At 73.7% G+C, this 11,740-nt stretch carries 8 protein-coding genes; 2 read left to right on the top strand and 6 right to left on the bottom strand.

Going from position 1 to position 11,740, the window contains the following annotated elements; translation table 11 throughout:
* Window positions 1–371: 371 nt before the first annotated feature.
* Both ACIQGV_RS21605 and ACIQGV_RS21600 read left to right on the top strand, forming a co-directional pair.
* Window positions 372–677, top strand: a complete 306-nt coding sequence (locus tag ACIQGV_RS21605) for a chorismate mutase (protein ID WP_402496655.1) — start codon at window positions 372–374, stop codon at window positions 675–677.
* A gap of 545 nt (window positions 678–1,222) precedes the next feature.
* A complete protein-coding gene (locus ACIQGV_RS21600; RefSeq protein WP_402496654.1) occupies window positions 1,223–2,200 on the top strand; it encodes an LAETG motif-containing sortase-dependent surface protein in 978 nt (325 codons plus the stop codon).
* Window positions 2,201–2,330: 130 nt separating this feature from the next.
* Here ACIQGV_RS21600 and ACIQGV_RS21595 read toward each other — a convergent pair whose 3' ends face one another.
* The 6 genes from ACIQGV_RS21595 to ACIQGV_RS21570 form a co-directional block, all read right to left on the bottom strand.
* On the bottom strand, window positions 2,331–4,109 hold the full coding sequence (locus ACIQGV_RS21595; RefSeq protein WP_402496653.1) for a GMC oxidoreductase: 1,779 nt from the start codon (window positions 4,107–4,109) through the stop codon (window positions 2,331–2,333).
* A gap of 87 nt (window positions 4,110–4,196) precedes the next feature.
* The gene (locus ACIQGV_RS21590) at window positions 4,197–5,816 is read right to left on the bottom strand and encodes a succinic semialdehyde dehydrogenase (RefSeq protein WP_402496652.1); all 1,620 of its coding nucleotides are present in this window, start codon (window positions 5,814–5,816) and stop codon (window positions 4,197–4,199) included.
* Between the two features lie 126 nt (window positions 5,817–5,942).
* Window positions 5,943–7,100 carry a protein kinase gene (locus tag ACIQGV_RS21585; protein ID WP_402496651.1) on the bottom strand — a complete coding sequence of 386 codons (1,158 nt, stop codon included), beginning with the start codon at window positions 7,098–7,100 and terminating at the stop codon, window positions 5,943–5,945.
* A gap of 63 nt (window positions 7,101–7,163) precedes the next feature.
* Window positions 7,164–8,816 carry a serine/threonine-protein kinase gene (locus ACIQGV_RS21580; protein WP_402496650.1) on the bottom strand — a complete coding sequence of 551 codons (1,653 nt, stop codon included), beginning with the start codon at window positions 8,814–8,816 and terminating at the stop codon, window positions 7,164–7,166.
* Between the two features lie 131 nt (window positions 8,817–8,947).
* Window positions 8,948–9,991 carry a serine/threonine-protein kinase gene (locus ACIQGV_RS21575; RefSeq protein WP_402496649.1) on the bottom strand — a complete coding sequence of 348 codons (1,044 nt, stop codon included), beginning with the start codon at window positions 9,989–9,991 and terminating at the stop codon, window positions 8,948–8,950.
* A gap of 146 nt (window positions 9,992–10,137) precedes the next feature.
* Entirely contained in the window at window positions 10,138–11,715 is a 1,578-nt protein-coding gene (locus tag ACIQGV_RS21570; protein ID WP_402496793.1) for a serine/threonine-protein kinase, read from the bottom strand.
* Window positions 11,716–11,740 lie beyond the last annotated feature (25 nt).

Raw genomic sequence — 11,740 nt, 5'->3', positions numbered from 1 at the left:
CCACCGACCCGGCCCGCACCACCGAGAACCCCCGCCGGCCGACCCGGCCCGGCCGCCGGGAACCCCCGCCGAGGCACCCGGCTCCGGGCCCCGGCCCCGCCGGACGCCACGGCCGGCCGGCGGCTCCGCCCCGTCTCAGCATCCGAACCGTGTTGGCCCCTTCCCCGCAGCCCGGCATACTGGCCCCATGCTCACGCAGACGACCTTCCTGTTTACCTATGGCACCCGGCCCGCCGGCTGCCATGGTCGTGCTGCTTGAGCTGACGCCAAGCGACTTCCCAGGCGCCCCGGGCCGACAAGGCCCGGGGCGCCTGTCGTTTCTCCCGGGTCCTGCCGTTCCGGGGCACCCCGTCCTTCGAGGAGCCCCGTCCATGACCACCTCCGCCACCGCCACCCCGGTCCCCACCGAGAAGACCGGCGCCCGCACCGCCGAGGCCGCCGATGTGATCACCGGCGCCCGGGACCGCATCGACGCGCTCGACGACCGGATCATCGGCCTGATCCAGGAACGGATGGCCGTCTCGGCCGTCATCCAGGAGGCACGGATCACCTCCGGCGGCCGCCGGGTGAACCTCTCCCGCGAGATGGAGGTCCTCGGCCACTACCGGGAGGCGCTGGGCAAGCCCGGCACCGCCCTCGCCATGACCCTCCTCGAACTGTGCCGGGGTCGCATCTGAGTTCGGGCCGCGTCTCACCCGTACGGCGCGTGACCGGCACGCGAACCGCTTCGTTGCTCCCAGTGTCCGCGTCAGCCAGCCGCGGGCCGGAAAGAACCACGCGTGGTCGCTGGGGCGATGAGACGTACGGAACGTGCCGTGCGTCGTGGGACCTCGCTCCAGGGTCGTGACCGGACGGCAGGGGACAGCAGCCCGGTCACCCAAGAGAACGGCCGGCTCCGGGGACGCCCGGGGCCGGCCGGACGGACTGACGTCGTCCACCCCGCACTCCCCGGATCCAGCACGAGCGGCGCTACCCCCCGGCGCCTCTCTCCAGGCATCGACGCCGCCCTGACGTCGGTGCTGACGAAAGAAGGGCCCCGCGGCCCCGCCCCGCGGGGCCCTTCGTCGTGCCCGGGCGGGTACCCGCCGCCCCACACCCCCCGGAAAGTGACTCACGTCACATGAAAATCCGGTCAGTGGCGGGACAACCATTCACCGGCCTCACCGATCAAACCTGGCAACCGAGGGCACCCACCTGTGCCGTACGTGATGTCGAGGTCCCGATGAAGCTTCCCCGTGCCGTGGCGGCGGCCGCCGCGACGGCGGTCGTGACGCCGCTCGCCGTGCTGTCCGCCTCCGTCGCGTTCGCCGGCGCGCCGGGCACGGCGGGCGCGACCGCGAGCACGAGTCCGAGCGCGGGCGTGACGCCGACGGGCACGACCGCGAGCCCGACGGCCACCGCGCCGACCGGCTCCGCCACGACGCCCACGACACCCACGGCGTCCACGACTCCCACGACACCCGCGGCGACCGGCTCCGGTGAGCCCGACCCCGGCGAGGGACCCGAGGAGCCGGACCGCCCGTTCTGCGAGGACGTCGACGTCCAGCACGACGCCAAGGTCTCCGCGGACATCAAGGGCCTGCCCGGAAAGATCGTCGCGGGCGACGGCCCCCACACCTTCCGGCTGGTCCTCACCAACGACTCCGACGCGGCGATCGAGGACATCCGCTTCTACGCCGAGGTGGAGAACCACGAGCTGGAGGAGTCACGCTTCCTCAGCCCCTACGTCGAGCTGGAGTTCAAGGACGGCAGCGGCTGGACCCGCATCGGTGACGGCGACTGGGCGGGCGACGAGTTCCTGGACACCACGCTGGCGGCGAACGCCTCGACGTCGGTGGAGCTGCGCCTGACCGTCGACGCCGGAGCACCGGCCGGTGACGCGTACTCCTTCGGCTCCGGCGCCTACCTCGACCGGGTCGACGGCGAGGACTGCATCGCCGAGGGCTGGGCGCAGTACGACTTCGAGGTCCTGAAGGCCGGTTCCGCCGCCCCGAGCCCGGGTACGGCCACCCCGAGCGACTCGGACAAGAAGCCGCAGGGCGGCGCGGGTGCGGACACCTCCGGCAGCCCCGGCAACCTCGCCGCCACCGGTTCGAGCTCCGCGCTCCCGGTGATCGCGCTCGTCGGCGGTTTCGCCGTCGTCGCGGGCGCGGGCGCGGTGTTCGCCGTACGGCGACGGAGGACCGGCGCGGACGAATGACGCGCACGATGACGCGTGACACCTGAGCCATCGGGCGACGCGCGTCGTACAGGACAGTCAGAGGGACCTGCGCTCGGAGGGGGGTGCAGGTCCCTCTGGCTGTCCGGCGCCGGCCGCGCGGGCGGCCGGGTCACTCCTTCGGCGGCACCACCGGCATGCCGAGGAACGGCAGCCGCAGCGCGCCGAACGCGTCCGCGGGCACGGCCGGGGACTTCGGTTCGACCGCCTGGATCCGCTCGTACGCCGTTCCCTGGGCGGGACGCGGGTCCTCCTCGCCCTTGTTCGGCCAGAAGGACATCGCCCGCTCGGCCTGCGCGGTGATCGTCAGCGACGGGTTCACGCCCAGGTTCGCGGAGACGGCCGCCCCGTCCACGACCGAGATCCCGGGGTGGCCGTACAGCCGGTGGTAGGGGTCGATGACGCCGGACTCGCGGTCGGAGCCGATCGGGCAGCCGCCGAGGAAGTGCGCGGTCAGCGGAGTGCCCATCAGCTCGCCCACGTTGGAGCCGGCGAAGCCGTTGATCTCGGCGGCGAGGGCGCCCGCGCCCTCCTGCGCGGCCCGGATCTGCTTGGGGTTGGGGGCGCCATGACCCTGCCGCGCGGTCAGCAGGCCCTTTCCGACGCCGTCCGGCTTCAGGTACGTGGTCAGGGAGTTGTCCAGCGACTGCATCACCAGGCCGATGATCGTCCGCTCCGACCACTTGCGGTTGGACAGCGACCGCAGCACCAGGACGGGGTGCCTGGCCGCGTTGGCCAGCCAGCCCAGCACCCGGGAGGAGTTCTCGGCGTAGGGCACCTGGAGGATCGACAGGCTGCCCATCGAGTTGGAGCCCTTGCCGTAGCGGACCGGCTCGATGTGGGTGTTGCCGTCCGGGTGGATCGAGGAGGTGATGGCGACGCCGCGGGTGAAGTCGGCCCGCTTCTCGCCGGTGGCTCTGCGGTAGCGCCGGTCGGTGGTCTGGGCGCCCACCAGCGCCTCGGAGTTGGTGCGGGTCAGCTCGCCGAGCCGGTCCGAGAGGTACGGCAGCCTGCCACTGGCCTTCATGCGGTGCAGCAGGGTCTGGGTGCCGTAGGTGCCGGCGGCCAGGACGACCCGGCGGGCCCTGAAGGTGCGGCCCTCGCCCTTGCGGCGGTCGCCGGTGGGCAGGGTGGTGATCGCGAAGCCGCCCTGCGAGTCCTCCGTGACGGCCACGGCCGTCGTCATCGGGTGGACGACCGCGCCCGCCTTCTCGGCGAGGTACAGGTAGTTCTCGTTGAGGGTGTTCTTCGCTCCGTGCCGGCAGCCGGTCATGCACTCGCCGCACTCGGTGCAGGCGTTGCGGGAGGGTCCGGCGCCGCCGAAGTAGGGGTCGGCGACCTGCCGGCCCGCCGCGGCCCGGGACGTGCCGTCGGCGTCCTTGCCGTCGCCGAAGAAGACGCCGACCGGGGCCATGTGGAAGGTGTCGCCGACGCCCATGCGCTGCGCGGCCGCCTTCAGATGGACGTCCGACGGGGTCATGGTCGGGTTGAGCCGTACGCCGAGCATGCGCCGGGCCTGGTCGTAGTACGGCTTCAGCTCCTCCTGCCAGTCGGTGATGGCACGCCACTGGGGGTCGTCGAAGAACTGCTTCGGCGGGACGTACAGGGTGTTGGCGTAGTTCAGGGAGCCGCCGCCGACGCCCGCGCCGGCCAGGACCATGACGTTGCCGAGCAGATGGATGCGCTGGATGCCGTAGAGGCCGAGCCTGGGGGCCCAGAGGTAGTTCTTGATGTCCCAGGAGTTCTTCGGCAGGGTCCCCCGGGTGAAACGCCTGCCTGCCTCCAGGACGCCCACGGAGTAGCCCTTCTCGGTGAGGCGCAGGGCGGTGACCGATCCGCCGAATCCTGAGCCGACGACGACGACGTCGTAGTCGTAGGTGTCCTGGGGCACGGGTGCTCCTCGTCGAGTGGTGCGTGCGGGCCGTGGTGGGTCTGTCGCGGCGCGGCCGCACGTCGGTGCGGCCGCGCCCCGGGCGGGCTACCTGAGCCGGAATGCCTTCATCAGACGAAGGCTGCGGCTCATGAAGGCCGCGTACTTCTCGTCGTCCATGCCCAGTGACGGGGCCATCGGGAGGATGCGCTGGTGGGCCACCGTCTGGGCCTCCGTGTACTTGAGGATGCCCTCGGAGCCGTGCCGCCGGCCGAGGCCGGAGTCCTTCATGCCGCCCATGGGCGACTGGACGGAGCCGTAGGCGGAGGCATAGCCCTCGTTGACGTTGACCGTGCCGGTGCGCAGCCGGGCGGCGATCTCGCGGCCGCGGCGGCCGTCCTTCGTCCACACCGAGGAGTTCAGCCCGTACGAGGTGGAGTTGGCGCGTTCGACCGCCTCCTCCTCCGTCTTGAAGCGGTAGACGGACACGACCGGGCCGAAGGTCTCCTCCGCGCAGACGGACATGGACTCGGTCACGCCGTCGAGAACGGTCGGCTCGAAGAAGTACGGGCCGATGTCCGGACGGGCGACGCCTCCGGCGAGCACCTGGGCGCCCTGGGCGACGGCCTCCTCCACATGCCGCTCGACCGTCTCCAGCTGGCGTTCGCCGACGAGCGAGCCCATGTCGGCGCCGTAGGCGAGGGCCGTGCCGAGCCGCATGGCCCTGGTGCGGGCGGTGAAGCGCTCCAGGAAGGCGTCGGCGACCGACTCGTGGACGTACAGCCGCTCGATGGAGATGCAGAGCTGGCCGGCCGAGGAGAAGCAGGAGCGGACCGCGCCCGCGGCGGCCTTGTCGAGGTCGGCGTCCTCCAGGACGAGCATGGCGTTCTTGCCGCCGAGTTCGAGGGAGACACCGACGAGCCGGGCGGCCGCGCCCTGGGCGACCTCGCGGCCGGTGCGGGTGGAGCCCGTGAAGGAGACGTAGTCGGCGTGCCTGACGACCTCGGGGCCCACGACCGGGCCCTCGCCGAGAACGACCTGGAAGACCTCGGCGGGCAGTCCGGCCTCGACGAGCAGGTCGCGGGCCCACAGGGCGGTGAGGCAGGTCTCGGTGTCCGGCTTCATCACCACGGCGTTGCCCGCGACGAAGGCGGGCAGGGCGTCGCCGACGGACAGTTCGAGCGGGTAGTTCCAGGGGGCGATCTGGCCGACGACGCCGCGCGGGTGGCGCAGTTCGGTGACCTTGGTGAGGGTGGGCACGGCGCCCGCGTGCCGCTTGGGCCGCAGATAGGCCGATGCCTTCCGGCCGTAGTGGCGGGCGGCGACGGCGACGGCCTGGACCTCCTCGTGGGCGTGCAGGCGTGCCTTGCCGGTCTCCAGCTGGATGAGGTCGAGCACCTCGGCCTGGCGTTCGAGGACGAGGTCGTGGAAGCGGAGCAGCACGGCCGCGCGCCGCGTCACCGGCACCTGGGCCCAGACCGCCTGGGCGGCGCGGGCCGCCTCGAAGGCGCGGGCGACGTCCTCGGGAGTCGACTCGGGCAGGTCGGCCAGCTTCTCTCCGGTGAACGGCGTGTGGTTGACGGTCCGGCCGGAACCCGTGACGCCCTTGGTCAGCTGGGCCACCAGCTCCGGGGTGACCACGTCGGCCGCGGTGCGCACGCCTGCGGGGACGGGGGCGACGGGGTTGGTGCCGGGGGCGGCCTTCTCGGGTGCCTGCGCTTCGGTCATGAGGCGCAGGGTATGCCGCGCCGGAGGCTTTGTGTACCCGTCGGTAATGGGGATTCACCGAGCGCACACAAGCCGCCAGTGATCACTGGCAACAAATGCCCTGATCAGCGGCTTGTTCCACAGCTCTCACTCGTACGCCGGTTCCGGGACGGTTCCCGCGGAACGCGGGCGCACCGCTCCCGCCCCCGCCGCCTCCGCCCCCGCCGCCTCCGTCCTCGCCGCCCCCGCCGCCTCCGTCCTCGCCGCCCCCGCCGCCTCCGTCCTCGCCGCCTCCGCCGCCTCCGTCCTCGCCGCCTCCGTCAGCTCCGCCGCGATGTCCGCCGCGCCGGGGCGCAGCTCGGGCCTGGGGTCCAGCAGCCGCGAGATCAGCGGGCCCAGCGGACCGGAGGCCCCGGCACCGCCCCGCAGCCGGTCACCGCCCCATGACCGGTCGCCGCCCCATGACCGCGCACCGCCCCGCGACCACGCACCGTCCCGCAGCCGGTCACCGCCCCGCGACCACGCACCGTCCCGCGGCCGGTCGGCGCCCCGCGACCGGGCGCCGAACAGCCCGGCGTCGGCCGCCGCGAGCGCGCCCTGCCCCGTCGGAGGCACACCCTCCGCCGCCGGAGGCGTGCCGTGCACCGCCGTGTGCAGCAGCGCGCCGAGGGACCAGAGGTCGGAGGCCGGCCCGGCATCCCGGCCGGCCAGCCGCTCGGGCGCGGCGAACGGCCCGCCCGGCACGGGGGCGACACCGAAGTCGGTGAGGACGACCCGGCCGGTGCCGTGCTCGACGAGGACGTTGGCCGGCCGCACATCGCGGTGGACGATCCCGACGGAGTGCGCGGCGCACAGCGCGCCGAGCAGGGCGAGGCCCACGCGGGCGCACTCCGGCGACGGCAGGGGGCCGCGCGCGAGGCTCTCGCGCAGGCACTCGCCGCGGACCAGCTCCATGACGACCCAGGGCAGTCCGCCGTCGACGACCACGTCATGGACGACCACGGCCGACGGATGGTCGACCCGGGCGGCCGCGCGGGCCTCCCGGTAGAGCCGGTTCACGGCCCGCCGCCCCGGCTCGCCGTCCGCCGGGTCCGCCTTCGGCCGGCGCAACGCCACCTGGCGCTCCATCAGCACGTCGAACGCCCGCCACACCGTGCCCGTGCCCGTGCCCGTGCCCGTGCCCGAGCTCGTGCCCGTGCCCGAGCTCGTGCCCGTGGCCGCGCCTCCGGAGCCGAGACGGCCGGTCAGCCGGTACCGGCCGTCGACCAGGTGTCCGTCGCGCGGGTGTTCGCCGCCGTCGCTCATGTCCCCTGCCTACCGCGCGGGACGGCGCGTTGTCGAAGGACTGCGTCAGAGTTCCCGGAGTCCTCAGAGTTTGTCGACGTCGAGGCTCTCGATCGCCTTCTGCGCCACCTCACGGCCCCGCTCGGTCAGATCGCCCTTGCCCGGATAGGAGACGGACAGCCGGTACATGTCCCCGCCCGTGGTCCGGTAGTAGAGGATCCGGACCTCGGTGGGCACGAGGAGCTCGCTGCGCGTGTCGTCCGTGAACGTCACGGTGCTCTCGGCGGCCTGGCGCCCCTCGTAGGAGGTCTCCTTCGTCACGACGGCGACGGGCTCGTCGTCGGCGATGTTGTAGGCCGAGGTGGTGGCGCCCTCGATGTCCTTCTTCTCCTCGTACGCCTGGCCCATCGACGAGCTGGCGATGGAGTCGAGCTGGTCCTCCGCCTTCCTGCTGACCTCCAGCCGGACGTACACCGCGCCGCTGGGGTCGGTGTAGCGGACCCAGTGCTTGTCCTGCTCCGTGGCCTCGGGGACGGTGCGCACGTACCCCTCGGGGACGGTCACCGCCGCCTTCAGCTCGTCGGCCTGCTGCACCTTCCAGCCCTCGGACGACTCGTCGTCCCCGAACGGCTGGGCGATCGCGAACCAGCCCGCCGCCACCGCCACGATCACAGCGGCAGCGGTCGCGGCCAGCGTCCTGCGGCCGATGCGGATGCCGTCCTGCCGGCTTCCCGCGACCGTCACGACCCGCGTGGGCGCCGGAGCGGGCGGGTTCGCGGCGGCCTCCAGCAGGCCCCGCACCCGGTCGGCGTCCGGCCGGTGGGCGGGGTCCTTCTGCAGCAGGCCGTTGATGACCTCGGCGAGCGGGCCCTGCGCGGAGGCGGGCGGCGCCGGGTGGGCGTTGAGGACGGACTGGAGGGTGGCCGGGGTGTTGCTGCGGCGGAACGGCGAGACGCCCTCGGTCGCCGCGTACAGCACCACGCCCAGCGACCACAGGTCCGAGGCCGGGCCGGGCCGCTGGCCCAGCACCCGCTCGGGCGCGATGTACTCGGGCGAGCCGACGAAGCCGCCGGTGTCGGTCAGATTGGTCTCGCCCTCGATCTGGGCGATGCCGAAGTCGGTGAGGACCACCCGGTCGTGACGGCCCAGCAGGACGTTGTCCGGCTTGACGTCGCGGTGCAGGATCCCGGCCGCGTGGGCCGCCTCCAGCGCGCCGAGCACCTCCAGGCCGATCCGGGCGGCCTCCCTGGCGCCGAGGGTGCCCTCCTGGAGCGCGGCGCCGAGGGAGCGCCCCTGCACCAGCTCCATGACGATCCAGGGCTGGCCGTCGACGACGGCGACGTCGTGGACGTTGACGACCGACGGATGGTCGAGCCGGGCCGCGGCACGGGCCTCGCGGCGCATCCGCTCGAAGGCGTTGGCCCGTTCACGGTCGGGAAGATGGTCCGGGATGCGGGGCTCCTTGACCGCGACCTCACGGTCCACCGTCTCGTCCTTGGCCCGCCACACCGTGCCCATGCCGCCGTGCCCGAGCTTGGCGAGCAGCCGGTAACGTCCGGCGATCAGGCGTCCGGTGCCCGGATCCTGGGCCGCCTGCCGCTGCGGGGCGGCCTGGGCGGGTGACGCGTAAGGGTTGCCCGGATGCGGTACGCCCACGGGCGGCTGCGGGTTCGGCGGTTGCAGGCCGAAACTCGTCGGCTCGTCGGCCCCGTAGCGGGCTCCCCCGTTGTTGCTCATGTGTTCATGAATATCGCGCCGGGCGCTCGCGGAGCCACCGCGAAGGGGGTGTGGTCACAGACCCGTGACCCTCGCTGCTCCTTATCTCCGTTTTGCAGGGAAAGGTCACCCCGGCTCTGCACGGGGAGAGTTCACCCCGGCACGGACGGACTGGGCGTGGCGTGCGGCGTGCTCACCGACGTCGAGGGGACAGGGCTCGTCGGCGTGCCGCCGCCGTCCCCGTCGCCGCGGACGAGCAGCGCCGCCGCGGACAGACCGGCCGCCGCCATCGCCGCCACCAGCAGGGCGGCCACCAGCAGCCCGGCGCGCGCCCGCCGCTGCGGCGGCTCCGGTTCGGGTGTGCGGCCGCTGTCCAGGAACACCCGCAGCATCCGCTCGGCCGCCACGGCGTCCAGCCGCCGCTCCGGATCGCGCTCCAGCAGCCCCCGTACGACGGGCAGGATCGGGGCGGCCCCGGCGGGCAGGCGGAGTTCGTCGGACAGCACCGCGTGCACGACCGCGCCCAGCGACTCGCGCCGGAACGGCGACTCGCCGCTCACCGCCGCGCACAGCAGCGCGCCGAGCGACCACAGGTCGGAGGCGGCGCCCGTACCGGCGCCAGACATCCGCTCCGGGGCGGTGTACTCGGGCGAGCCGACGAAGGAGCCGCTCTCGGTGAGGGTGGTGGCACCGCTGACGTGGGCGACCCCGAAGTCGGTGAGGACGACCCGGCCGGTGCCGTGCTCGACGAGGACGTTGGCGGGCTTGAGGTCGCGGTGCAGCACCCCGGCCTCGTGCGCGGTGTGCAGGGCGCCCAGCAGGGCGACCCCGATCCGGGCGGCCTCGCGCGCGTCGACCGGGCCGTACGCGGCGATACGGTCGGCCAGGGAGCCGCCGTCGATGAACTCCATCACCAGGTAGGGGCGTTCGTCGTGGGCGACGACGTCGTGGACGACGATGACGTGCGGATGGCGCAGCTGCGCCACCGTGCGGGCCTCGCGCAGTGTGCGGTCGCGGCTGCGGCGGGCCTCGTCCGCGGACAGCGTGTCGTCGAGGGCGAGTTCCTTGACCGCGACGGGCCGGCCGAGCAACTCGTCGGTGGCTCGCCAGACCACACCCATACCGCCGCGCCCGAGCACCGTCTCCAGCCGGTAACGGCCCGCGATCACACGCCCGCCCGCCCCCTCGGTCCCCATGCGCCCCATGATGCACCAGCCGGAGCGGCGTGCTCCGTGACGCGGACGCGCGGATGGCCGACAACCGACGGTCACAGGCCGGTTTCCCTGAGTCCCCGGGACCCGCCGAAGGGCGCGGGGGACGGCCGTGGCCGGACCCGCCCCTGTCAGGAGGGCTTGGGCTGCCAGGTGCGCAGCAGCACGTCGAACTGCTTGCGCATGGTCTCCCAGTCGGCGGCCGGGGCGGAGGCGTACAGGGCGTACTCCACGCCGTCGCGGGTGATGTACATCTGGTCGATCGCGTGGCGCGGGCCGGGCCGGGTCGCCGCGTCCTTCTCCAGCGCGGTCCAGGTGTACTCCCACAGCGCGCCCGGGCGGTCCCGGTAGGTGTTCCTGTGCATGCTCAGCCGCTGGTAGTCGGCCAGCCGCTGCACCCGCTCCTCCAGGTCGCGCTGGTGCTCGTACGGGTCGAAGTCGGGTGCCGGGTCGACGGCGATCCGGAAGAAGTGCTCCCCGCCGTCGGGCGAGTAGTCGGCCTGGCCGGTGGCCTTGTCGAACTCCGTGCGCCGCCACTCCGGTCCGGGCAGGGCGATCGTGAAGCCGAAGGGGTCGTCGCGGCGCACCCAGCCGTCGGGGAGCGTGCCGACGGACCGTGTCGGGGTCGGCGAGGGAGTCGGGCCGGGATCCGCGGTGTTCTGCTGCTCCCCCCCGCGCCAGTGCTGGATCCCCACCGCGGTGCCGCCGCCGATGAGTGCCGCGAGGACGACGACGAGAGCGAGGGTGCGCCGTCGGCGCGGGCGCCGGGGCGCCGAGCCGTGGGGCGGCTGCCCGTGCGGCGGGCCGTACGGTGTCGTCGTGGACGTCGGCGTGGGCACGGTCCGGCCCCGCGGGGGGCCCGCCTGGGCCGGGACGTAGGGCGGGGCCACGGCCGGCACCCGGCCCTCCGCCACCTCCGCGAGCATCCGCTCGGCCTCGGCGGCGCCGGGACGACTGGCCGGATCCTTGCGCAGCAGGGCGGCGATGACCGGGGCGAGGGCACCGGCGTTGACGGGTTCGGCGGCCTGCTCCTCGACCACGGCCTGCATGGTCGAGATGGGCGAGGTGCGCCGGAACGGCGAACGGCCCTCGACGGCCGTGTACAGCGTCGCGCCGAGCGCCCACAGGTCGGAGGCGGGGCCGGGGTCGTGTCCGCGGACCCGCTCCGGGGCGAGGTAGTCGACGGAGCCGACGACCTCTCCGGTGCGCGTGATGGTGGAGTCGCCCTCGATCTGCGCGATGCCGAAGTCGGTGAGCAGCACCCGGCCTTCACGGCCGAGCAGGACGTTGCCGGGCTTGACGTCGCGGTGCAGGACACCGGCGGTGTGCGCGGCTCCCAGGGCGCGCAGCACCCACATGCCGATACGGGCCGCCTCGGCGGGCTCGATGGGGCCCTCCTTGACCGCGTCGGCCAGCGAGCGGCCCTCGACCAGCTCCATGACGATCCACGGCCGGCCGTCGTGCTCCAGCACGTCGTGGACGGTGACCACGGCGGAGTGGCTGATCCGGGCGGCGGCGCGCGCCTCGGCCCGGGTGCGCGCCAGCAGCACCGCCTGGTCGCTCTCCGACACGTACAGCGCGGCCGTCAGTTCCTTGACGGCGACGGTGCGGTGCAGCACCTCGTCGTGCGCCCGCCACACCCGGCCCATGCCGCCTCTGCCGATCGATTCGGTCAGCCGATAGCGGCTCGCGATGAGCCGGCCCTGCATCTGATTCACGTTGCCCCGCAATGTT

The sequence above is a fragment of the Streptomyces sp. NPDC093094 genome (assembly GCF_044754345.1).
GTDB lineage: Bacteria > Actinomycetota > Actinomycetes > Streptomycetales > Streptomycetaceae > Streptomyces.
The sequence above is the reverse complement of the archived record's forward strand: the minus strand, read 5'-3'. Positions and strand labels throughout refer to the sequence as shown.

What these genes read in the sequence shown, in the direction of transcription:
- ACIQGV_RS21605 (WP_402496655.1), top strand. Translation starts at nt 372, where the DNA reads ATGACCACCTCCGCCACCGCCACCCCGGTCCCCACCGAGAAGACCGGC.
- ACIQGV_RS21580 (WP_402496650.1), bottom strand. Translation starts at nt 8,816, where the DNA reads ATGAGCAACAACGGGGGAGCCCGCTACGGGGCCGACGAGCCGACGAGT.
- ACIQGV_RS21585 (WP_402496651.1), bottom strand. Translation starts at nt 7,100, where the DNA reads ATGAGCGACGGCGGCGAACACCCGCGCGACGGACACCTGGTCGACGGC.
- ACIQGV_RS21590 (WP_402496652.1), bottom strand. Translation starts at nt 5,816, where the DNA reads ATGACCGAAGCGCAGGCACCCGAGAAGGCCGCCCCCGGCACCAACCCC.
- ACIQGV_RS21575 (WP_402496649.1), bottom strand. Translation starts at nt 9,991, where the DNA reads ATGGGGACCGAGGGGGCGGGCGGGCGTGTGATCGCGGGCCGTTACCGG.
- ACIQGV_RS21570 (WP_402496793.1), bottom strand. Translation starts at nt 11,715, where the DNA reads ATGCAGGGCCGGCTCATCGCGAGCCGCTATCGGCTGACCGAATCGATC.
- ACIQGV_RS21600 (WP_402496654.1), top strand. Translation starts at nt 1,223, where the DNA reads ATGAAGCTTCCCCGTGCCGTGGCGGCGGCCGCCGCGACGGCGGTCGTG.